Below are 24852 nucleotides of genomic sequence, written 5' to 3'. Positions count from 1 at the left end.
CCTCCTTTACAGAGTATACAAACATTATGCTAAGCCGCGGATGAAGCGTCCGATAATCAGACTGCGCATCAGCAGGCGTGTAGCCGGATTGAATGCTGCCTCCGCATCAGGCGATTCTCCCACCTCATGCAGTGCGTGCATAATGTTATCCGTGTTTACCCATTCCGCTACCGCAGAATCCTGGCAAATATCACGAATTTCACTTGTAAAAGCGCCCCATTGCGGACGCATCCGTAGTACCCAGTCCGCCGGTTGCAACCCGCGTACCTTCTGGTTCAGTCGGATCTTATCTGGCAAATTACCAGCGGTAGCGCGGCGGATCAGCGCGCGATCCATCCCATTTTGTACATATTGGTCAAATGGAAGTGACAGGCAAAATTTGATAATACGCGGATCATTCGTCGGATCGCGTTCCCAGACACCGTAGCCCATCGAGATCTTCGATGTGACCGCGCCATCCTTGTTCGCTACCGCCAAATTGGCAAATTTGCTATGCCGAACTTCCATATCGCTCATCGTATCGCTACCGATCAGATCTAGCTCTGCTTGACGCACACGCTCTACCATACCGGTTCGCTGTGCCAGCTCAGGATTGATCCATTTCAGCGCATCTGGGCGACCGAGATCAGGCGCACTGCGCGATAATCCCGGAAATGCCGTTTCGCTAATCTGCTGAATGATCTTTTTGCGACGAATACCGGCGTTCCGACTGTACAATTTCAATTCCTGATACAATCGCAGCCAGCGGAATTTCTTCAGCATCCCGGCATAGTATTCGATCGCTGGTCCCCAAGAGATGGTAAAGTTTCCTCTCGCCCCGGTTAGCAATACCCCTGCTCCATTCTGCTGAGCACGCTCGAAGATTCCTCGAATCCAGAACGAATTCTCAAAATACTTGTAAGGCATCTCCATCAGACCAAGCCAGTGCTCCACTTCACTCAGCGGACTGCGATCGGCAAAGTCCATATAATGATCATGCACATCGTTCACACGGCGCACATGCTTGACCGTTTCTTCAATATAAGGACGTTCATTCGCCATAATGCGCGATGACGTCCAATCTTTGAAGCCGGGAATCGGAACGAAGCTATACGTGTGAATCGGCTTATTTTGCGCCGACAAGATCGGTGCAGCATAACTGACTACACTGCCTGAATCCAATCCACCACTCAACGTTGCAGCTACACCATGACGAGTACGCACTTTGGCACGTACAACACGGGCAAACAGCTCGCGGAATGCTTCTTCGTATTCTCCATCCGAACGTAAATGCAGCGGTTCATCTGGCAGTAGATTACCATACTGGTACATACGCACATGAGATTCGTTCAATACGATAGCATGGGCAGGCGGCAATTGCTTGATCTGCTCATACACCGTTGCCTGAATATCGGTTGACTCTTCCATTGCCACTGTGGTTAGAAACTCCGCCATCCATGGTGTGGACAACGTTCTTCCAACGATACCCGTATGCAGCAATGCCTCCATCGTACTTGCAAACAGAAATGCTCCTTGCTGCTCGGCATAATACAATGTTCGGTTGCCTGACCAGTCTCGCGCACCGAATAGCTGTTGACGTGCGTCATCCCAGATCATAAAGGCAAAATCGCCATTCAGCTTATCTGCCATCTGCTCGCCCCATTGCTCATACGCACGCAGCAATACATGCAAATCAGGCATATCATGTTCATGTTGCAGTCCAAGTCGTGACATCAATTCTTCGCGGTTATCAAGAATGACATCACCGGTAATCGTCAATCTACGCAATGCGTCATCATACGGGACTTGTTGTCCTTCTGACTCTGGAGTGATCCACTGGTCATGACAGCCGAGCCAGACGTGTCCATCTTGCCAGATGGCTGAGCGATCCTTCGGATATTTGCTCATGCTGTCCATCATTCGCTGCCCATACGCTGTCCATTGCTTCGGGCTTTGCTGTTTGCTACGATCCCATATTCCGGCGATTGCGCTCATCGTCTGCACTCCTTTCAGTCCTATATTTATTCATTAGTAGCATGGTGTCATCATTAGCATTGCGTCATCTTCTGTATGTATCGTGTGTATTTACAGATTTGTATACATCATTGTTCATCGTTCATACAAAGCAATGCTTTTAATGAACCTTCATATTGGCACGTCGGCAATCTTCAGCCAGCCAGTCTTTGCGACTAAGCAAAGAGAGAGATTCATTGCGCAGTTGTTCACTTTGCTTTTTCAGCACTTGCGCTTGCGTCTCATACTGCTGGGCACGTTGACCATATTGACGAGTAAACATTTGCAATTCCGCAATACTGATTGTTTCCGATTCGGAAGGTGTTACGATCGGCAGCTGATCTACCATTGTAATAGGATTGTTATACACCGAAGGGATGACTTGCTTCGGTTCTCCTTCTATATAAATGTCCTGTGCACGTTGCTGATTCAGTTCATTATCAAATTCAGTAAGTGTCTTAGCCTTTTTTTCATAATGCTTCACCACTGTACCTCCCGTTATAAAGACGGGAAGAGATCGGTTGATCATTTTTATCACCCGTATATTCAAATTTGGAAATTACGGTTTTGCGAGAATAAATTCAGTAATTAAGGCAGTTTCAGTTTGTACGCTGGCAGTAAAGCTACCCTGACGACGGATTTTCGAATAAACGACAGTTTAATCAATGAAATAACTCACGACGCAATCCCATTGTTACCTTTACCCAAATGTTATTCGTTTTGAATAACTTTGCTTCGTTTGAACATATTATATACGCAAAAAGAATAATTTACATGATAATTTTTCCATTTTATGCGATTGATTGATTTTTTTTTGAAATGCATGATTCCTTGGTATATAAGGAATCGTTGGGATTCTTATCTCATTTTTGTGATGTTATAAGTGTATAAAGTGTTTTAACCCCTGGTATAATAAGGTTTTTAACAAGTGATACGCAAATCGCCATTTTACATAGTTCAGTAAAAATTTTTGCTGTGATTTTCTTGCTACGTAAGCGATTTAAATTATTACAATTTGGTTACAAAAGCGTTCTGACTGTCATTTATTAAGATAATATTCCAATTCCAATTAAAAAACACATGTTCCTATTTAATCCATAAAATTGTAAATTATTAATCCGTTATTTTCATATTTAAAACTTGTAATAGTGCTGATTTTCTCCACTTTGGTGTCAGGTTTATCCTTTATTACTTGTAATATCTCCTTATTCTCCAAAAGTTACAGCTACGTTTTTACGTAAATAGCTAGGTGACTAGCGGCGATATTGATTTCGCTTTTCTCATAATGGAGATGCTCCAGAGTCCAGCTAGGGCAACTATAGCAATGGTATGTACATACGATAGATCTGTAGATCTATTACTCTGTAACTATATCAAGGTGCGACTTTGTGACTTGATCACTTTACCTGATCACTTTGTAAATTTGTAAGCAAAAAGCCGCCTTCCTCCATCCACACCGGGCTGGCGAGAAAACGGCTTTTAACTTATCTAAAGATAGTGAAGATTCGTATGCTTATTTTATCTATTATACCAGTTATGACCTTATGTTCTCCACTCGACTAAGGAACCATTTGCCCGCGTGCACTTGTGTACAGTTGATACCATTCGTCCCGGCTCATCTGTTCTGCCTGATGTTCTGCATCCTGACAAGCTTTGATCCGTTCTGGATTGGTCGTGCCGACAATAGGCTGAATCATCGCTGGATGACGCATTAACCAGCCGAGTACAATCGCTTCCGGGGTTGTATCCTTTTGCTCTGCCAGCTGTTGTACAAGGGCAGCGGTTTTGCGAATATGTTCCGGTTGATCGTCTACATTGCGACCGGAGAATTTCCCCTGAGCCAGAGGTCCCCATGCTTGTAGCTGGATATGACGACTACGACAATATTCCATCAGTCCAGAGCCAAAATGAACATTGGTGCCTGCCTGCTGGTTGACATGAATGTCCTGATCGACAAAGTGCAGATGTCCCAGACTCATCTCCAGCTGATTCACGGCAAACGAATCCGGTATCGCCTGCTGCAAAAAATCAATCTGCGGTGCACTCATATTGGAAACGCCAAAATAGCGAACTTTCCCCGCTGCTTTCAGTACAGCCAATGCTTCCGCTACTTCATCCGGTTCTACTAACGGATCGGGACGATGCAGCAGCAATACATCCAGATAGTCAATTCCCAGACGCTCCAGACTATCATCCACCGATTGTACAATATGATCATACGAGAAGTTAAACCGTCCCGGTAATTGATCATCCGACAGCTGAATGCCGCATTTGGATTGAATAACGATCTGTTCGCGCAATTCCGGCTTGGCTTGCAAAATACGACCGAATACTTCCTCCGCCTTGCCGCGCGTATAAATATCCGCATGGTCAAACATCGTGATTCCGATCTCCAGCGCTGCTTCCACCGCCGCTTCTGCTTCTTTTACATGCTGCTCAGTAAATGGCTCGCTGTCCCAGCTACCGCCAAACGGCATACAGCCTAGCGCCAGACGGCTTGCATTTACACCACGTCGAACGAGTGGCATTACTTTGTTCATCATTCGTTCCTCCCATTCTGTTGTCTCTTGCGTTGCTGTCCATACGTTACCATGTTCGCACAGATGAACACTATATTACAATAGAACGTTCTTATTCATATATTACGTATCTCATGTCGTATATTGTGGATGTTCTATAGTAGAGAATGAAATAACATGAAATCAAATAGGTATAAAACAAAAAGCCTGTGCGGTCTGCGAACCGACAGGCTTGAAGTCTATATTGTGATTGATAGCAGGGTTTGCATATTGCATCTATAGCGATGCGTTTGTATGAATCATTTGTTCATTCATACACTTGATATTCATCTTACATTTGGGCTTAGTACAGTTCCAGCTCAGAGATGCTGACCTGTGCAGGACCACTGTTACGGCTAATGATCAGTTTGTATGTTTTGTAGGCTTTGGTGTTATCAACTGCATAGGCTTTGGCAACGCCAGCTTCCCAGCGCATAGCGGAAGGCACTTCATGAACTGCTTCTTCCCACTGTTCGCCATCGTTAGAACCAACCAAAATCCACGATGTAGGTGCATTGGACTTCGTGTTTACAGTTAACGAATATCCTTTGACCACAGTTGGATGATCAAATGTATACGACAGCGAGGCATCGACATACCGCTGCGAATCGGATACCCAGCTGCTATCTCCAGCAGTCGAATGGTCAAATGCTTTCCAGGCGTTCTCAGCATTTACCGAAGCACTTGCCTTGCCAGTTGCTGGAGCAGGTGTAGGCGGTACGAGATTGTAATTATTCTCAAACTGCGTCAGTTCCAGATCATCGACAGCAACCCAATCGCCGCCATTGTTGTTCGAAATGAACAGAGCATAACCGCTATAAGCAACATCGTTATCTACTTCAAATGTTCTGCGTTCACCGGGTTTCCAGTTCTTCTCGCCGGACTGCTGATCGATCTCCAACCAGTTGTTACCGATTTTGCCTGCAAATACCCAATCTTTCGGTGCAGTATCTGTATCGTACGTAGCTGCTTGCACTGTATATTTGGTAATCGTACGTTTATCGTTAAACTGGTATGAAATGCGAGATGTATCTCCCGCCGGAGCACGCCAGTAACTATCTGCTGTAACCGTATCGTCAAAGGCACGCCATGCTTCATGACCACTTTCCTCTACACTTGCGCTCGCTGCACCATTGCTACCAGTATTGGATGTCAATGTTGGTACGACATCGCTACTATACGATAGCGCGGACGCCGTTCCACCCGAAAACCATGTTCCTACCAGCAATGTTCCAGCCAACAATAACCCATTTTGTTTATTTAACAATCCCATGATGTCTATCTCCTTTGATTTGGCTTGATTGCCGCCATGTGTGATGTCCATTCATCGCCGGATTAGGATTGCCTATGTAGCATGTCAGAAATCATGATGATTCCGCTACTGCGTTCCCCCATATGTTTTGGACGGATGAGACAATGTATTGCGTCCCCTAATTGCACTCAGCCTGTCCAGCTCATTGCGAACGTACGAATGAATAAATTTACCATGACGGTTTAATAACCATTTTTTTCATAATTGACTCACTTTATTACATAAATATTATTTTGTGTAATTTATTAATTGTTTGCTGAAGTCTCATTTCTCCCTTCTGTACCGTAATGTTATACTGTCGCATCTGCTGTCTGTTCATTTCCGTGTAAAATGATAGATATAACAACGATCTATTGTATGTATGCCTAAATTTTAGCCCTTACCATCCGGGTTGAAATGATGCAAAATGCTTATTTATTATTATTTTGTTAATTGCTCCTAATATCTCTGTTTTTTGTAAAAATCCTGCAATTGATAAATAAGTAATAGGGCGTATATCAGCGTATTTCGATTTTATGCGACAACGATTGAAGTATATATATACCCTTTTTCGCAATGATGTAAAAAGAAATTGTCAAAAAAAGAGCAATTCCGTCTTTTGGAATTGCCCTTTTCGTTATTCTGATATGGTTGATTATACGAGTATGATCATTTCCGTTCGATCACGATGTCCCCATAGCTGGATGTTACTGTAGCCCCAAGGAATCCCGCAACCGCACGCACTGGTACATACGTTTTGCCTTTGACTTGAATAACGTTCGCTGGCAATGTTTTTGCCTGACCATCTACCGTTGCCTGTTTGGAATTGACCTTCAGCACTGTTACTGCGCCAGTGATATCGTCGGTGAAGGTTAATTGTTTGGTAGACGCATTCCATTGCATTTTGGCATCCAATGCTTCAGCAAGGTCTTTGGCAGGGATATAGGAAATTTTGTTACGCACGATAATATCATCGTAGTCGGAGTAGTCTCCGATATAGACTGTTTTGCGGCTAATGTCTGCTAAGTTGAGCAATTTGAAGATTGGGGATGACGAATCAAAATTGCGCAGAATCGTTCCCGGCGTTGTATTTTCGCTAATATTCAGCGTGCCGCCGCTCACATCGACTGGCTCGGCAGTGACGCTACCGTTAATATTCCATGCATCACTTTCGGTATGAATATTAATGGAGGTGTAATCCAGCGATCCATCCGCTGGTAATGCAATCGTCACATCCAAATTCTGCTTGCGTGCATGCAGATCGCTGTCAAAGTATACGTCTGCTGTTACGCGTGTCTCCGGTCCGAAGACGGTGTTGAAGCTCTCGTCTTGTTTCAGATCGGCGATGTTCTGATCATACTCTTTTAATACTTCATCCAGCGTTTCTTTCACGGAAGTGTATCCTTCTTGAACAAAGGTATCCCGATCCCCAAACATAGATGCGGCTGAAGATTCGCTGTCTGCACTGCTTTGAGCAATAATAGGCGCATAATAATCATAGAATGCACCAATCAGATCTTTGATTCCTTGCTCATCCGCCGTCATGCTGGTCAGGAATGGCTTCACCAGTTCCAATACTTCTTTGCCATCTAGTTCTGTATGCAGACGGGTCAGATCCAGTGTTTCTCCGTATACGTCTGTACTCACGGAATCGACCGCAATATTGGATGGGTTCGGCAGATGTTTGAACAGGAACGAAGCTACAGCTTTTGTAAATTCACGTTGTTGTTCCTGCACTGCCGCAAAGTTAAAGCCTACACCACTCAGCCCTGTAGCCTGCTCGTAGAGTGAATAAGATATGTATATGGGCTGCTTAGCTCCTTCCAGATCAATCGTAACTCCATCATTATTCATATACAGATGGAACGGAAGACGTTGTCCAACATATTCGACTGCTCCGGTTAGAGACATTTCGCTTGGACTTTCCATTTTGGCATGATCGATAATCAGCTTGCTGTTGTTCAGTACCTCCGCAATCATCACATTTTGTGCACTGGCGGAAGATGCAGGTGTCAGATGCACCGACAAGGTTTGATTGGATTCAATCGACTGTACATCCAAGTTGCTGACCATCGCTTTTTGGATATCCAGACTACCTACGGATTGACAACCAGACAGCACAATGAGCAGCAATACGAGCGGAAGGACTATCCACAAGGTCGTTCTTTTTTTTCGCATAATGTTCCCCTTTCTATAGTTGACTTCGCTTTCATTATCCCAGTTTACACAGGTTTTGTAAAACGAATGGGACAGCAATATCTGTTGCAATTTATGGTCATGGAAGCGGTAGGATACTTTGCAATATGACTGCTTGGATTCCGGCGAAAGGGCAGATCAGTTCTGCACCTTTTCGCCTTTGCCGCTGATGATTTTCAAAATATCATTCTCATAGCCTACTACATACGTCAGCTTGTACATACTGGTCACATTGGTATTGTCTTTGCGCTCATCGGCGGTAATCTGTACCGTGACGCTCACCTGATCACCGGAAGTGGCGGACGTGATGGAATCGATGCTCACATAACCGGTATTAATATAGCCTTGCCGAAATTCTGCGTAATCGGTATGCCCTTGCCAGTTACTGCCGAGCAGCGAATAGGCAGTCACATAATCCTGCATATTCAGATTCTCATAAAAGTAACTGACGATATATTCTCCATACTCTTCCTCAGACATCTCTTCTGATGGTTCGATGTCTTCGTCAGCAGACTCTATTGCTTCCGGCAATTCGCTCATCGGCTTGGCAGACCATTGCTGCACCGTATCTTGAATCTCAGATACCGGGATGCTGAATCCAATCGTATTCGATTCACTCGCCATTGCAGAATTGATGCCTAGCACTTCGCCAGTATCCGCCTGAACAAGCGGTCCGCCGCTATTGCCCGGCGCGATCGGCGCAGATATTTGATACAGATTGCGATATACGTAGGGATCGATTGTAAAATCGCGTCCCACACCGCTAATGATGCCAGTTGTGATCGTATTTTGCAGACCGAGCGGGCTGCCGAGTGCTAGCACATCGTCGCCGACCTCCGCTGTTTTTTGTGAAGATAACTGCAATGGTTCTGTTCCCGCCAGCTCCGGTACACGTACCAATGCAATATCAGTCTTCGTACCAATGCCAATCACCGTCCCAGTCAGGATGCGCGCGTCTGCCGTTTTTACCTTTACCTGCTTCACGCCGGACACAACATGGGCATTGGTAATGACATCGCCTTGCTTGTTATATAGAAAGCCTGAACCAAGCGAACCTGCTTCCGTTTCCAGCATAACGACTTTTTTTTGCGTTGTGAAAATGACATCTTTGAGCTTCTGACTTCCACTTGCTGTTGCTGAGGCTTTGCTCGCTGTAGCGTCGGCAAGCAGCACCTTGGAAGACAACTGCTGTGGTACGGCACGATTAATATACAGAATCGAACCGATGCTTGCAGCAACGATTAACACGCTGACAATACTGCTAATGATCCATGATTTGCTCATCTGCTCCGCCCCCTCAATCTAGATACCAGGTAATATGATCTACCTGAATCGTCACTTGCTCGTACCAGCCATATTCGTAAGAGCTATAATATCCACTCTCACCTGGCTGTAAATAATACGGCTCAACGACAGCTGATGAAGAGAACAGATAGTTACCATTGGCATCATAAGCGGAATATTCCACATCGACTGAATAGATCGGACGGGTAGCAACATTCTCTACACTACCGGAAATCTCGATATCGCCGTATTCGTTCAACACAGCGCTGACATCAGACGGCTCCACAGCGGCAGTACGATTGTTGAGGTCTTCTTGTTCTGCCTGCTGCATAGCGCGTTCAATCCGCTGCTGCTCTGCCTGCTCAAATGCTTGTTGCTGGGATGCAATACGCTTCTGTAACGATGTTAGCTTGTCGTTGTTTTCGTCGTATTGCAGTCCCAGCTTGACGGTATCGGTAGCTGCGGTAAAGTCGTTTTTTTGCAGCAGATTTTCAGCGTTTTTCAGACTCAGATTGACGATTTTGTCTACGATGAGCGTCTTCACTTCATCGGCTTCGCTGCTGTCGAGGCGCTCCACTTCATCCAGCTTGTACGCTAGTGCTTCTACCGTATCAAGCCCGTCCACCTCCTGCTTGACCTTGAGCACTGCCAGCAGATCCTGATTGCGAGCAGCCAGCTTTTTCTCACGGGCAAAAATGGATTCCTGACGCTTATCCAGCGTCTGCTGTAAGGTAGTCAGCGACTTTTCCGCAGGAGCGAGCTGATTTTGCTTTAAGCGAGAGGATACGGCTTGCAGCTTGTCGTGAATACGATGTGCAGTCTGCACGATGGTCAGATCGGACGATAACGCTTTGTGATCCGGGCGCAGATTCAGTGCGGATTGCAACTGCTGCTCCGAATCGTCATACTTGCCCTGCAAAGCAAGCTGCTGCGCCTGCTGGTGAAATGCTGACACTTGGCGGTTCACCTGCTGTTCATGTTCGTACCGCGCATTCACGCATATGATGGCGACAATTAGTACAATGATCGGTACGATCCACGGCAATGTCTTTCGCAATCGAAGAAATCTTGGTTGGCGATCATTACGACTTAGACTGTCCGACAATTCGGACGTACGATCTGGTCGATGCCCAGCGTCATACAATGGCACAAGAGTAGCTGTATGCTCGCTATCTTCCTGCTCTGCTCTTGAAGGGTAGAGATCGTTGCGTGCTTCCGGTGACAATGGCGATTCATCGGCTGATGATGAAGATGAGTCTACTGCTTCCGCGTTAGGCGAATCCACGAATGGATCAACTGGCGGTGTACTTCCGGTATCCGGCTGCATCCGGGCACCACATTGATTGCAAAACACTGCGTCATCCGGTTGTTTGGAACCACATTGATTGCAGTACATCATAACCCCCTGTTGCATACAGGCTTGTCTTTTGACCGCATCGTTGATAGCGATGCTTCGATACTGTACGCCTGATGCTGTCTTGGAATGTAATCTTTATTTTGATTAAAATATATCATATTTCATTGAATTTCAGGTTATTATTTCCTGTTATAGACGCAGGAATGATTTGTATTTGCAAAGGATTGTCTTTAAGATGGAATAGGTTGCATTGCAGTACTATGTGCATGCTTATGCTTACAAGCATCGTGAACTATAGAACGAGAAGCAAACTATTTTATTAAATCCCGCATTGCCCCTGTCAACAATGCGGTGTGGAGGATATTCATATGATCAAAAATGAGAAAATCAAAGCATCCGAGGTACATGTAACCGGCATAAACGGTGAAGATCTGGGCGTTATGCCAACAGTGGAAGCTTTGCAATTGGCACGCAAATCGAAAGTCGATCTCGTCTGCACATCGTTATTCAGCAGCCCGCCACCATGTCAGCTGATCGGTGCTGGCGCTGCCAAACAACAAAAGCAACAAGAAGCACGCAAAGATCGCCCCGTCAAAGTGAAAGAAATCCGACTGACCGCTCAGATTGAGGATCACGATCTGGATACGAAAAAGAATCAGGCGGAGCGTCTGCTGCAATCCGGCAATGCTGTGCAACTGGTCGTGAAGACTAAGAACAGCAAGGAATCGGCAACAGCACGCAAACTGCTGGAAGAACTGATCAGCGAATTGAAGCCTTATGGCAAACCAGCTACTGGTATTCAGGTGAGCGGCAAGCAAGCGATGGTGCAGCTCGATTCCAGCAAGTAGTCAGCCAGTAGCGTATCATCGCGATTCCTTTCGTTTCATCTGCAACATAAATAGCCTTATCCTGCCCATTCATGATGTGAATGGAAAAGGATAAGGCTGTTTGTATGAACATGCCAGTATTGATCTGACTGGCTCTCTATTGCCGTTCGACATGACGGCTTGCTACCAATTGACTGCATTCCTCTAGCACACGACGCAATTCCGCATTCATAATCGGTTTGCTGACAAAATCGTGCATGCCCGCTTCCAGACAACGCTGCCGATCTTCCAGCCGTGCAAAAGCGGTAATTCCGACGATGCGAGGCTCGGCGTCCAGCGTCTGCGCATAATGCTGCAAAATACGCTGCGTTGCTTCGATTCCGTTCATTTCCGGCATCTGCACATCCATCAGAATCAGATCATAAGTCTGCTCGGTCGCAAGTCGCACCGCTTCCAGTCCATTCACCACCATATCAGCAGTGCAGCCAAGTCGTTGCAGCATAGACGTGAGCACACGCTGGTTGGATGGATGATCTTCGGCAATCAGAATGCGCAATTCGGCAAAGGAATCTTCTGCTACCAGTATAGACGCTTCCTGCTCCGCCAAACGATTGACGATATCCGGCAAATCAGGAATGACAGGTTGGAGTGTTTCCAGCTTCAATACGAAGCGGAAGGTGGAGCCTTGATTCTCCTGACTAATCACATCAATCGTACCGCCCATTAGCTCTACCAGCTTGCGGCAAATGGATAAACCAAGCCCGGTGCCTCCATACTTGCGGTTCCAGACTGGGTGCAGCTGCGAAAACGGTTGGAACAGCAAATGCTGCTGCTCTGTCGCGATGCCGATGCCCGTATCACTCACAGCAAATTCCAACCAGATATCTTTCTGACACGACGTTTGCCCTTCTTCTCGGCTTAGTGGACGAACACTAACCGTAATCTGCCCCTGCTCGGTAAACTTAACCGCATTGCCAACCAGATTGACCAGAATCTGACGAATCCGCCCCTCGTCGCCAAGCAGCAATTCCGGTAGATCGGGGTCGATATTGAGCGTTAATACATTTTGCTTTTCGGTTGCTCGTAGCAGGAATAGCTCGGCAACATGATCCAGCATCACTGCCATCTGGAACGGCTCTGCTTCCAGTGTTAACATGCCGGCTTCCACTTTGCTAAAATCAAGAATTTCGTTAAGCAGCTGCAATAATGTCTCACTGCTATTGATTACAATATCTAGGTAACTATGTTGCTGCTCATCCAGCTCGGTATCCGCCAATAGCCCCGTCATACCGATGATGCCGTTCATCGGTGTACGCAATTCATGACTCATTACCGATAAGAATTCGGATTTGGCGCGGTCGGCACGCTCTGCCGATTCTTTGGCACGCAAAATTTCCTTCTGATCGGTAATATCGCGGAAGACGATAACCGCTCCACGCTGCTCGCCCTGCTCATATACCGGGGTTACCCGATACGCAGCGAGGAAGCTGGAACCATCGCTTTTCCAAAATACCGTCTCCTGCTCCAGATGCGGTTTGCTTTGACGAATCGCCTGAATGATCGGGGATTGCTCGTTCAGCACGTCAAAATTGTAATAGCCTTTATGCCATTCTGGCTGACCTGCTTGATCCTGCTCATCCAGCTGGTACATATTCAGTCCTAGCATCTCGGCGCCCGTACGATTGATGAAGATACCTTTGCCATCGGCATCCACGCTGAAGATACCTTCAGACACGGAATCCAGAATAAGCGCACGCTCATTACCAAGCTTCTCGATCATATGAATATATCGTTTCAATTCGGTCGTCTCTGTCACGATGCCGTACAGACCGATTACTTTTGTTTCGGACATAATCGGCACATTCACTACATCCGCCGAGAAGAGGGAACCGTCCTTGCGCAGAATGCTCACTTCGTACATCTGCGGTACGCCCTGACGAGCCAGATCGGCGTGGTAGCGAATTTTACGAGTATCCGATTTGCTGAAAAAGGAAAAGACGCGCATACCGATCAGTTCATGACGCGAATAGCCGGTCAATTCTTCCAGACTGCTATTCACCGACAGGAAATGACCATCCAGATCAACGGCGCATACGCCGGACGGATTATTTTCAAACAGAGAGCGGTAGCGGTGTTCACTGTCACGCAGTACCATCTCCAAATATTTGCGCTCGGTAATATCACGAGAAACGGCGGTGTAGGTGTACCGCTTCTCCTGCTCGTTGTACATGTACCGACTTAACGTTTCAAACCAGACGTAATTGCCATTTTTATGACGATAACGAAAGACAAGTGTATCGCTGTGATGGCTGTCCAGCGTACGAATATGCTCCACATAAGCACGCAGCTTGTTAATATCGTCAGGATGCACATGATCAAAGCAAGCTTCGCCCACCATCTCTTCCGGCTGGTAACCAAGCAAGGTCAAGCTGGCAGGCGAAGCGTACAGAAACGTACATGCTTCATCGTCCAGATGACGCGAGATCAGGTCAAGCGAATGGTCGGTAATCATACGATAATTGTGCTCGCTAATGCGCAATTGTTCGCTCATCATGTATTGTTCGGTCACATCCTGCGCGATACCGATGATTTGCAGGGGCTTGCCGGTTTGCTTGTCAGTAATGACTTCCCAGCGCGTTTGTACTGTCTTTTGTACATCATCTGGCAATACGATGCGATACGTGTTCGCTCCACTTTCGCCCAGCGCCAGCGCTCGATTCAAGCATTCGCTCACATACTCCAGATCGTCGGGATGGATGGTAGACAGATACGCATCTGCTGTATATTCTACCGGCTTCATCACATGACCGAAGATACGCAGTACATCTTCGGAGAAGTGGATTTTGCCTGCTGTCATATCCCAGTCCCATGCTCCGATTCGTGCCATGCGGTGTGCGCGCGAGACGATATCCTCCTGCGTTTTGCGCAATGTTACGTCCTGTAAAATACACAAAATACGCGATTGCTTCCCTTTCTCCTCATCCAGCCGCTGTACAAACCCTTCCAGCCAGACGTCATGCCCGTCTTTATGCCGGATGCGGCGAATGAATGTCCGTTCCACTTGCTGCAAACGCTCCTGTTCAGGTGCCTGTTCATCCAGATGACAGTACAACGTATAGCTCGTACCGACGACTTCTTCCGGTTCATAGCCGAGTACATTACGAATGGAAGACGAGGCATACAGCACTTCACCATCCGGCGAACTGATGGCTACAATACCAGCACCATGTTGCGTGACCAGCGAGTATAGATTTTGCGAAATCGGTTCTGGCTGCTCGGTGATCTCCTCCGCATATAGAATCATATATTGCAGTGGTACATCCGACTGCTCTGGATAAAAGGAAGCATGCAGCGACAGCCAGATTGGCTGCCGATCGCCACGAAGCATGCGCCGCTCGACAACTTCTTCTTGGCGGTTATTCAGCCAGATCGGAGCAAGTTGCTGCTCATTCAGCCGGGTACGCAGTCGTCCCTCCTCTTCATCCAGCAATGCGCATAATGCTGGATTCACATACAAGCAGTCGCCTTGCGGTGAAAAGACGGCGATTCCAGTTGGGATATGCCGGTATATATGAATTAACAGGGACATGTCCGGTGCACAACCTGTATCCACTAGTCCAACCTCCTTGTTCCTTTACGGCTGATTTGATATCAATAGATTCGTTTGCACGCTGGTAATGGATTTCTTTTCCAGTACAATCGCGCTCAGACTACACTGGCGTGCACATCTCACGGAAGTTACAATCTCTGCATTTGCGTGCCGAAGGCATTGGGGTAAAAAACGTTTCCGGCTTGGGGCGATTGTAATAATCGTCGTCCAGACAGGACTTCATTTCTTGAATATAGCTGCCAATATTGCGCTCAACCCGATCAATATCCTCGCGGGTGACGCTATATTCCTGATGATCACCGGTGACCAGATATTCCACTCGAATGACGATCTGATCCAGCGGCAAATTGTATTTCTCCTGCACATAAGAAGCGTACAGATACAGCTGATCGGAAAAGTCATCTTCGCGTCCGGTTTTCCAATCCACAATGACCACGTTGTGATCTGGTCGACGGTATAGTAAGTCCATTTTGACATAGACTTTGGTATCAAACAGAATCAGATGATCCCATTTCTCAATTTCCAGTATATTCATGCCCGGTTGGCTCACTTCCTGCCAAGTACGAGTAGCATATAAATGACGCACACATTCTTGCTGTCGCTCGCGAATCGTGGAGATGCGGCTTGTTAACGTATCATCGCCGTAATACACTTCGGACAGCATCATATGCTGTTTCGGATTGCGCAGCCATGCGTCACGATCCTTGGATTGCACATACGCATCGTTAAGCAGCTGCCGCATCGTTTGCGACAAAAATTCGGGACGCGGTGCCTGCTTGCCATCATTCAGCTGGCGGAGTGCCGATTCACACATCCGATGCGCCAGATCACCGAACAGCAGGTAAAAGTTACGCAGTTGCTTCAACCGATACGCATGTACCTGCTCCGGTGAACCAAGTCGATCATTCCAGCCGTTATGAGCGGCGTAATAGTGAAAATAATACTTACGCAAACATTCATCAAACATATTAGCCCTGGATTGTGAGTAGGACCATTGTGGGTATTGTGCCATTCCAGACAGCCTTTCTGTATAAAATTCAACATATACCGTGCTTAGCATTTTGAAACGCTCGGTATCGTGAAAAGAAGTTACTTATAGTTGTAAAATATCTTACGGCTTTTAAATTATACCAGACCACGCGGCAGAACTCCCTATGCATTCTGCAATTTTCCCTGATGCTGCATACAATGCTAAATTTTGCAGATTATGGGGTTTGTGGATTGACGAAAAGGAATGCAGTCGTCAAAATATGATACTAAGACCCAATCGCATACATTATGCACCCTATTTCCATTTGTTCCATGAAGGGAGCTGAACCACTTGACCGTGAAAATCAAAGACGTCGCCCAGCGCGCAGGCGTATCCGTAACCAGTGTCTCCCGAGTGCTGAACGGAGAAAAGTATGTCAGTGAAGACATTCTGCAACGTGTGAATGAGGCAATCGAGGAGTTAAAATATTCCCCTAGCCACATCGCTCGCAGCCTCAAAAAGCAAAAAACGAACACGATTGGCGTGATCGTACCGGATCTGACTTCCAACTTCTACTCCACCATTCTGAGCAGCATTGAGGAGACGGCAAGCAAATACGGGTATAACCTGATCGTCTGCAATATCGCCGAGAATCTGGGCAAAGAATTGAAGTACTTGCATATTTTTCAGGAGATGCGTGTGGAGGGCATTATTATTATGCATGAGAAAACGAATGATGAGATTGTTCAGTTTATCCGCAATGCGACGATGCCTGTGCTATTTTCCAGCGTACAATCGCCTGATCCAGCATTTGTCTCCGTACTGATCGACGACTATAAGGCTGCCTTCGATGCAACCGAATATCTGATTCAGTCCGGGCATACAGACATCTCGTATCTCGGCGGCGATCTGGAAGATGTAACGTCCGGGCAAAATCGCTACAACGGATTCCGGGATGCACTGAACAAACACGGTATTCATGTTCCTGATGAATATATTAAATTTGGCGATTACAAGCTGCCGAGCGGACATGCGCTGATGGATGAGCTGCTACGTCTGAGCAAGCGACCAACCGTGGTATTTGCCGCCAGTGACGATATGGCAGTTGGTGCACTGAACTGCGCACTGGATCGCGGGTTGCGTGTGTGCCACAGGATATCTCGATTATGGGCTTTGACGGCAGCAATATTACCGATATTGTGCGTCCATCCATCACTTCAATGCAACAGCCAATCTATGAGATGGGTCAGGTATCGCTGGAAAATCTGCACCGACTCATTATTCATGCCAAAAACAAACCCCGCGCCGACATCATGCTGCAACATCAGCTGGTCGTGCGTGAAAGCTGCAAAATCATCCCGTCCTCTGCTTCCGTGTAAAAGAAGGGTTCGTGCCATGGGCATGCCCCTTTTTGCCGCAGGGCTATGCAAGATAAATGTTTACGCTTACAAAAAAATATGGTATCGTTACCAGACAGAGAACAAATTTAAAATTTTACTTGTCAATTTGAAATCATGCGTAATATAATGTCTCATATCAACAGAATTTGTCGAATCTAAATCTTATGTTTAGGATCATTTATGTAAGACAAGTTTACATTAAGGCTTTTAAAACCTACCTCACTCTCTACGCACTCGTTATAATCATCATTTCATGTTAGATTATGATTTCATCGCTCTCATTCATTACGTATTCTGGTTATACCCGTATGAATGTTCTTTCCTCCACGATCCCATCATCCATTGCGCATGATCATTCACCCGGTTTATATCGTATACACATCCTTCATCCACTTTTTAGGTTTACAGCTTTTATACGCATCTGGTATCGATTTCAGATGGTTAGTCATTTACAAATAACCTGACTTTCTGGAATCGATACCAGAACATCATTAGCAAGAGTATCATCCTGATTGCACAACTTGGCGCAAGGCTATGAAACCACATCTGGTATCGATACCAGAAAACAGGGGGAATGTTCACTTGACCAATGTAACTGTAGCTGGAATCCCGATATCGCCGCTCATTATCGGCACAGGCGATCTATCCAGAATGGACGGCACCTGGGCATTGGATGAATTTGTTGCCGCTGGCGGTACGACCATTGATATGGCGTATCAGTATACCGGCAGCGAGGAGATCATCGGGCGCTGGATGAATGAACAGGGGAATCGCCAGCAGCTTGTACTGCTTAGTAAATGTTGTCATCCACTCAAAGGCGATCCAACGCCGCGTGTCACACCAGATAACATTACACACGATCTGCTCATCAGTCTGGAACGACTACGTACCGATCACATTGATCTGTACGCTCTGCATCGCGACAATGCCGATGTACCAGTAGAGCCAATCATCGATACCCTAAATGAACATCTGCAAGCCGGACGGATTCGCGCACTTGGCGCATCCAACTGGAGCTGGCAACGAATTCAAGAAGCGAACGAGTATGCTGCTGCTAACGGATTGCAAGGCTTCCGCTTCAACAGCCCAAACCTGTCGCTTGCGGTCGCGCTGGAAGCACGCTGGCCCGGATGTGTATCCGCAGATGATGATACCGTTCAATGGCATACACGCACACAGTTACCGTTACTATCCTGGTCGGCGCAGGCGGGCGGATTTTTCTCCGGTGCGTTCTCACCAGAGGATCGCTCCAATGAAGAAATGGTACGCGTGTATTACAGTGAATCCAACTGGGAACGATATCGCCGCACGGTACAGCTGGCAGAGGAACATAATGTAACACCGACGCAAATCGCGCTCTACTTTGTCCTGCATCGTCCCTTCCCTACTGCTGCCATTATCGGGCCTCGCAGTAGCGACGAGCTGGCTCAATCGCTAGATGTGCTAACGTTGAACATTTCTGATGACGAGCTGCAATGGATCAATCTGGAGAAGGAGGAACGAGCATGATTCAGGACAAACTGGCGGCGCAATTATTTACCGTACGCAATGAATTAAAACAGGATTATATCGGCACATTGAAGCTACTGTCAGAGATGGGCTGGAAAGCAGTTCAGATTGACGGTCTGCATGGCAATGATCCAGTGGAGATTGCCGCTGCTGTCAAGGAACTTGGATTGAAAACGGCAGGTATGCACGTCGGGCTGGAACGCATGCGCAACGATCTGGACAATGTGCTGCGCGAAGCCGATCTGTTTGAGACACCGGATATTATTTGCCACTCACTGCCGGATGAACATAAGAACGCTGCCGGATACGAATTTGTACGACGCGAGCTACGTAATGTATCCTCCCTCGTCTCGCCGCGCGGTTATCGGGTCGGCTTTCACAATCACGATTGGGAATTCCATACGATGATGGGTGAACAGTACGCCCTGCAATATTTACTGGATTATGATCATCAGGCTCCGGTGTACGCCGAGATCGACACCTACTGGGTGCAGAAGGCAGGACGCGATCCGCTGAGCGTCATTAGTCAGTATAGTGGACGCATGCCAATTCTACATCTGAAGGATATGACGTCTGACGGACAGGAATATTTTGCTGAGATTGGCAGTGGTATGATCGACTTCGTGCCTGTGCTGCAATGGGGCGAACAGAATGGCGTTCAGTTCTACGCCGTCGAACAAGATTATTGTCCCGGCTCACCACTAGACAGTCTGGAGCAGAGTCTTCGATATTTGGAACAGCTGATTGTGCCGCTGCGCTAACATCGTAATGACCTGCAAGCGCGATAACTCGATAGTTAGCATATGATCACTTTAAATCATGTAACAACGAACTGAGGTATATAATCAACTCCACGTATGATGCACGTTTGAAAGGAGACATGTCATGCAAGCTGAACTGGATTCGATGTCGAAAAAAAAGACCAAGGCGAAAAAAGCCTCCTCGGCAGGTCTATGGAAAATCATCGTCGCCAACCGCTATCTGTACATCATGTTGCTGCCGTGTCTGATCTTCTTTGCCATCTTCGCTTACCTGCCAATGGCGGGACTCGTGATGGCGTTCAAGGAATTCCGCTTTAACGGCGGCATGTTCGGCGGCCCGTGGGTGGGATTACGTTATTTCAAACTGTTCTTCTCTTACCCGGACGCTACACAGCTCATTTTGAACACCTTTATCGTCGGCTTTTTGAAAATCATCGTCTACTTCCCATTCCCGATTCTGCTGGCGCTTATGCTGAACGAGCTACGCACCAAATGGTTCAAATCGTTAACCCAGACGATCTCCTATCTGCCTTACTTCCTCTCATGGGTCGTAGTCGCAGCGTTCACGACCAAAGTACTGGCACCGGATGACGGTATCTTCAACCAGTTTATGGCGGCGCTTGGCGGAGATAGCAGTACCTTTTATATGATGGACGGTCATTATTTCTATCTGATCATGTTCGTGACGTATGTATGGAAAAATATCGGCTGGGGCTCGATTATCTACCTCGCGTCTATGGCAAGTATCGATCCGACGCTATACGAAGCTGCCGAGATGGACGGCGCCAGCAAATGGCGCAAAATCTGGCATATTACGCTCCCTTCGATTCGCCCGACCATCGCCATCTTGTTTATTCTTGATATCGGTAGTCTGCTGACAACGGGGTATGAACAGAACTGGCTGCTGCGGACAGCAGGCAACTCCGATTTCTCCGATATTCTGGATACGTATGTGCTGCGTGTCGGTATGATGCAGGGACAATACGGCTATGGTGCCGCTGTCGGACTGCTGCAAGGTCTGGTTGGATTGATCCTCGTTATCGTGACCAATTATCTGGTCAAGCGTTTCAGTAAAAACGAATCCAGCCTCTGGTAGGATTCTCTGCACACCTGCAATTTCAATAATTCATTGGGGTGATTTCATTGAAAAAGATTACGCGTCGCTTGTCCCTTACGTTGTCCCTGCTGCTGATGATGGTTGTTGTGCTGTCCGCCTGTTCGTCCGACAGTAATGATGGTGCCAGTACGGTTGCCGCTGATGGTCGCAAAGCGGGTGAAGGCGGCTTTATCGCCAACCGCGATCTGACTGGTCGTATTTTCCTCGAAGGTGACGGTGCTCAATTGCCGGATGATCAGGTGAACAACCCGGTCGCTCAGAAAATCAAAGAAAAAACCGGTATGACGATCAACTGGCAATCCAGTGGCGCTGCCGATGGCTTGCAAGAACTGACCGTAGCGCTCGCTACTGGCGACTTGCCCGATGTGATCGAAGCGTATCTGGATCACGGTGGACGCCCGGAAATGCCAGTTCTGCTCAAGGCTGCACGCGAAGGCATGTTCACCGATCTCAGCCCTTATCTGAAAAATACCAAAGTACTCAAAAACTATCTCGATCCCGACTTCCTGCCGCGCGATACGCGTGAGAACATTATGTTCCGCCCGGACTTTGACGGCAAAGTATACTTTATCCATATGAATATCCCATCCAAAGATACAACTGATCAGGATCGTCTGCATTACCGTGCTGGTCTGTGGATCAGAGCTGATATTGCCAAAGCGCTGAACGTTGATCCTTCCTCTATCAAAACCGAGGACGATCTGTATAATCTGGCGCTCAAGATCAAAGCTGGTAATTTCAAAGACAACAACGGCAAGCCAATCACCGTTATCGGTCCACGTAAATGGGGCGGTCAAGTAACCAGCACCCTGTTCAAAAACTACGACTTCGGTAACGGCACCCAATTCGACGTGCTGATGGCAAAGTCAAACACGTTGCCGAAACCGACTATGCACTGAAAAGTATCGAATTTGTCCAAAAGCTGCTGAAAGCTGGTTTGCTCGACAAAGAAGCATTCAATATGGACGGCGTGCGTGCGGAAGAAGCCTACAATAACGGTTCCTATGCCATCTCCTCCTATATGAATATCGCCCCGGACGCACTAACTATGTTCGAGAAAACAAAATACTTGCCAATGGATCAAATGTACAACTACAAAGGCGAAGACGAGATTTATGAAAAAGGCAAATACGGTAACCAAGTATGGGCAATTCCATCCACGACCGAGAATCCAGAGCAAATCGTACAATTCGCTGACTACCTTGCCAGCAAAGAAGGCAAAGCACTGTGGAACTACGGTATCGAAGGCGACGACTATACGATCAATGACAAAGGTCAATATATTTACACTGACAAAGTAAAATCGATCCTCGACAATAGCCCGCAGGATGAGCGCAATACGATCCCTTACTTCTGGGGCGGACTGCTCGGCAAAACGGATGTGAATAACAACAAAGACTTTGGCGAATTGATTCGTGGTGCCAATTCCCAACCAGATCGTTACAAACTGTATTTTGAATTGATGAATGATGGCAATCCGAAGTACAAATATTGGGATGGCTACACCGCCGCTTCGTATCTGTCTGAGGTGCCGGATATCGAAGCATCGCTGAAGCCGGTTCTCGATTCGTACAAAGACGTGCTCGTTCAAGCCTTCTTCGCCAGCGATATGACCGAAGCGCAGAAGATTCTCGACGATTACCGCGCCCAGCTCAAAGCCGCCGGTGTCGACCAATTCGAGCAATATTTACAGCAAAAATATGATCAAGATCCGTCCTCTGTTGTGTTCTACATCGATGCATTCTTCTGATCGGTATTGTTCAGCTGATAGGCAATCATCGGGGGATGCGCACCATCCCCCATCCTTATTTTGAAGCGGAGGTATTGAATATGGATCAACAGGCTCACGCTGTCGGCAAAACGCCCATCAACGAGCGCATTGCCAATATCGTCAACTATATGCTGCTTGCCCTGCTGTCGCTGATCATTCTGCTGCCGCTGGTTAACATTCTGGCGTTGTCGCTCAATGACGGCAAGGATGCTTCGCTTGGCGGGATCGCTTTTTGGCCACGCGTCTTCTCCGTCTCCAACTATATCGAAGTATTCAAAAATCCGGCGGTTGTGCAAGGCTTGGAAGTGACGCTATTCCGCACCATTGTCGGTACAGCACTCAGCGTCTTTCTAACTGCTATGGCGGCATTTGCATTGAAAAACCGCAATCTGCCGGGTGTCGGCGCAGCGAGTATTTTTATCGTATTCACGATGCTGTTCAATGGCGGGATCATTCCTTTTTTCATGGTGCTGAAGATGTTCCATCTGAACAATACGATCTGGGTGTATATCGTACCGACGCTGTATAGCGCATGGAACCTCATTCTAGTGCGTACGTTCTTCCGCTCGATTGATCCCAGCATGGAGGAATCTGCCAAGATTGATGGAGCGAACGATTTTCAGGTGTTATTCCGCATTTATTTCCCGCTCAGTATGCCGGTATTGTCGGTCATCTGTTTGTTCAATGGTGTTATGCACTGGAATGACTGGTTCTACGGCGCATTCTATGTGACCGACGAGAAGCTGCGTCCGCTGCAAACGGTGCTTCAGCAAATGCTGACCGCCGCTGAAGCACTACGCAAAAATCTGTCCATGAACGCCATGATGAGCGCCAGCAGTACCGTAACGAGCGAATCGCTGAAAATGGCGATGGTCATCATCTCCATCGTACCGATTGCGAGCGTATATCCATTTATCCAGAAATATTTTGTCCAAGGCATTATGGTCGGTTCGGTCAAAGGCTGATCCGCCATCATCTTGCAACGTATCATACCAAGTCATGCCTGTAACGAAAATGGGGGATGTTCATTGAATAACAAACAATATGATGTCGTCTCCATCGGTGATGCCAATATCGATCTGATTGTCGCCGGAAGCGACCAGTTGCCTCTACCGGGGCAAGAAGTATTCGTTAGCAATATGCTGGTGCACATCGGCGGCGGCGCAGCGCTGTTCTCGATGGCACTTGCCAAGCTGGGACTGAAAGTAGCTTTTAACGGGGTGCTGGGCAGCGATTATTACGGTCAGTTTATTTTGGACGAATTCAGCGAATTGAATATCGATACGACCTATATTCGTCAGAGCCAGCATAACAACACCGGCATCTCCATCGCCATCAATCCAGAACATGACCGCTCCTTCATTACGTATATGGGCTCCAATGCCGAGGTGCGGATGGAGGATCTAAACGAAAATAGTATGCGGTACGGTCGTCATGTGCATATGACCGGTTATCAGGGCAGTCGCAATCATGATGCCTATATGAAGATGATCCGCAAAATCAAAAGCTTTGGCACGACCATCTCCTTCGATGTCGGCTGGGATGACAGCGGCGAATGGTACAGCGGCATCTTTGAAGTGATGCGTGAAGTGGATGTCTTTTTCTTAAACGAACTGGAGGCTCTGCATTATTCCGGGCGACAGGATATTCATCAGGCGATTCAGCGGATGAGCAGTCACGCCTCGCATCTGGTAGTGAAGATGGGCTCGCGCGGTGCAGTCTCTGTACACAACGCTGATCGTACGTACCGCTCCGCCTACTCCGTCACCGCCGTCGATACGACGGGTGCAGGCGACAGCTTTAACGCCGGATATATGTACGGCGTGTTAACAGGGAAGACTGCGGGCGAATGTCTGCAATATGGTAATGCGTGCGGCGCGCTATCGGTATCTGCATATGGCGGCAATACAGGTATTCTCGATCATGATGGCGTGCAGGAATTTATCAGACAGCATGCCGGACAAATTGTGGACGATTGGGAAGTGATCGCATAGCCCGTCCAAATGCCAGCAACAATCGGCATACCCGCAGCAGCGCATGAACACATTGGTAATGAAGCAACGAAAATGGATCGCATCACCAATCAAAATGGGATAACCGGAAGCTGTAACAGGGAACTGCATGTTGCTGGGCGCGATTGGCAACCAGATGATACCGCTCCCGCTCCGGTTGTCCTATTTTTTTGGAAGATCGAATATTGGTCGCAATC

The 24852-nt window shown here is 47.3% G+C and carries 18 protein-coding genes and 1 pseudogene; 10 read left to right on the top strand and 9 right to left on the bottom strand.

Going from position 1 to position 24852, the window contains the following annotated elements:
- Positions 1 to 24 precede the first annotated feature (24 nt).
- From ACE3MZ_RS04820 to ACE3MZ_RS04790, 7 genes are all read right to left on the bottom strand, one after another.
- Complete coding sequence (locus ACE3MZ_RS04820) at positions 25 to 1974, bottom strand: asparagine synthase-related protein (RefSeq protein ID WP_411345349.1); 1950 nt, start codon at positions 1972 to 1974, stop codon at positions 25 to 27.
- A 139-nt stretch (positions 1975 to 2113) separates the two neighbouring features.
- Positions 2114 to 2476: a hypothetical protein gene (locus tag ACE3MZ_RS04815; RefSeq protein WP_411345348.1), complete on the bottom strand. Its 363-nt coding sequence runs from the start codon at positions 2474 to 2476 to the stop codon at positions 2114 to 2116.
- A gap of 1075 nt (positions 2477 to 3551) precedes the next feature.
- Entirely contained in the window at positions 3552 to 4532 is a 981-nt protein-coding gene (locus ACE3MZ_RS04810) for an aldo/keto reductase family oxidoreductase (protein ID WP_411346697.1), read from the bottom strand.
- A gap of 322 nt (positions 4533 to 4854) precedes the next feature.
- On the bottom strand, positions 4855 to 5823 hold the full coding sequence (locus ACE3MZ_RS04805; protein WP_411345347.1) for a hypothetical protein: 969 nt from the start codon (positions 5821 to 5823) through the stop codon (positions 4855 to 4857).
- A gap of 687 nt (positions 5824 to 6510) precedes the next feature.
- Positions 6511 to 8019, bottom strand: a complete 1509-nt coding sequence (locus ACE3MZ_RS04800) for a copper amine oxidase N-terminal domain-containing protein (protein ID WP_411345346.1) — start codon at positions 8017 to 8019, stop codon at positions 6511 to 6513.
- 156 nt (positions 8020 to 8175) lie between these two features.
- Entirely contained in the window at positions 8176 to 9321 is a 1146-nt protein-coding gene (locus tag ACE3MZ_RS04795; RefSeq protein ID WP_411345345.1) for a S1C family serine protease, read from the bottom strand.
- A 13-nt stretch (positions 9322 to 9334) separates the two neighbouring features.
- Positions 9335 to 10720, bottom strand: a complete 1386-nt coding sequence (locus tag ACE3MZ_RS04790; RefSeq protein ID WP_411345344.1) for an FxLYD domain-containing protein — start codon at positions 10718 to 10720, stop codon at positions 9335 to 9337.
- Between the two features lie 326 nt (positions 10721 to 11046).
- Here ACE3MZ_RS04790 and infC point away from each other — a divergent pair, with 326 nt between their 5' ends.
- Positions 11047 to 11526 (top strand): translation initiation factor IF-3, encoded by a 480-nt coding sequence (gene infC, locus ACE3MZ_RS04785; protein ID WP_411345343.1) that lies wholly within the window; start codon positions 11047 to 11049, stop codon positions 11524 to 11526.
- 136 nt (positions 11527 to 11662) lie between these two features.
- Here infC and ACE3MZ_RS04780 read toward each other — a convergent pair whose 3' ends face one another.
- A complete protein-coding gene (locus tag ACE3MZ_RS04780; protein ID WP_411345342.1) occupies positions 11663 to 15118 on the bottom strand; it encodes a PAS domain S-box protein in 3456 nt (1151 codons plus the stop codon).
- Between the two features lie 97 nt (positions 15119 to 15215).
- Positions 15216 to 16127, bottom strand: a complete 912-nt coding sequence (locus ACE3MZ_RS04775; RefSeq protein WP_411345341.1) for a RecB family exonuclease — start codon at positions 16125 to 16127, stop codon at positions 15216 to 15218.
- Between the two features lie 315 nt (positions 16128 to 16442).
- Between ACE3MZ_RS04775 and ACE3MZ_RS04770 the strand changes: the two are divergent.
- The 9 genes and pseudogenes from ACE3MZ_RS04770 to ACE3MZ_RS04730 all read left to right on the top strand — a co-directional run.
- Positions 16443 to 17183: pseudogene (locus ACE3MZ_RS04770) on the top strand (LacI family DNA-binding transcriptional regulator); the annotation flags it as partial.
- Between the two features lie 68 nt (positions 17184 to 17251).
- Positions 17252 to 17464 (top strand): substrate-binding domain-containing protein, encoded by a 213-nt coding sequence (locus ACE3MZ_RS04765; RefSeq protein WP_411346696.1) that lies wholly within the window; start codon positions 17252 to 17254, stop codon positions 17462 to 17464.
- 603 nt (positions 17465 to 18067) lie between these two features.
- A complete protein-coding gene (locus tag ACE3MZ_RS04760; protein WP_411345340.1) occupies positions 18068 to 18994 on the top strand; it encodes an aldo/keto reductase in 927 nt (308 codons plus the stop codon).
- The gene (locus tag ACE3MZ_RS04755; protein WP_411345339.1) at positions 18991 to 19755 is read left to right on the top strand and encodes a sugar phosphate isomerase/epimerase family protein; all 765 of its coding nucleotides are present in this window, start codon (positions 18991 to 18993) and stop codon (positions 19753 to 19755) included. Before ACE3MZ_RS04760 ends, ACE3MZ_RS04755 begins: the two co-directional genes overlap by 4 nt.
- A 145-nt stretch (positions 19756 to 19900) precedes the next feature.
- Positions 19901 to 20851 (top strand): ABC transporter permease, encoded by a 951-nt coding sequence (locus tag ACE3MZ_RS04750; protein WP_411346695.1) that lies wholly within the window; start codon positions 19901 to 19903, stop codon positions 20849 to 20851.
- A 47-nt stretch (positions 20852 to 20898) separates the two neighbouring features.
- The gene (locus tag ACE3MZ_RS04745) at positions 20899 to 21771 is read left to right on the top strand and encodes an extracellular solute-binding protein (protein WP_411345338.1); all 873 of its coding nucleotides are present in this window, start codon (positions 20899 to 20901) and stop codon (positions 21769 to 21771) included.
- Between the two features lie 62 nt (positions 21772 to 21833).
- Complete coding sequence (locus ACE3MZ_RS04740; protein WP_411345337.1) at positions 21834 to 22622, top strand: hypothetical protein; 789 nt, start codon at positions 21834 to 21836, stop codon at positions 22620 to 22622.
- 80 nt (positions 22623 to 22702) lie between these two features.
- The gene (locus ACE3MZ_RS04735) at positions 22703 to 23608 is read left to right on the top strand and encodes a carbohydrate ABC transporter permease (protein ID WP_411345336.1); all 906 of its coding nucleotides are present in this window, start codon (positions 22703 to 22705) and stop codon (positions 23606 to 23608) included.
- A gap of 63 nt (positions 23609 to 23671) precedes the next feature.
- Complete coding sequence (locus tag ACE3MZ_RS04730) at positions 23672 to 24637, top strand: carbohydrate kinase family protein (RefSeq protein WP_411345335.1); 966 nt, start codon at positions 23672 to 23674, stop codon at positions 24635 to 24637.
- The last annotated feature ends 215 nt before the right edge of the window (positions 24638 to 24852 follow it).

Source organism: Paenibacillus sp. WLX1005, assembly GCF_046603685.1.
In the GTDB taxonomy this organism is placed as follows: domain Bacteria; phylum Bacillota; class Bacilli; order Paenibacillales; family Paenibacillaceae; genus Saccharibacillus.
The sequence above is the reverse complement of the archived record's forward strand: the minus strand, read 5'-3'. Positions and strand labels throughout refer to the sequence as shown.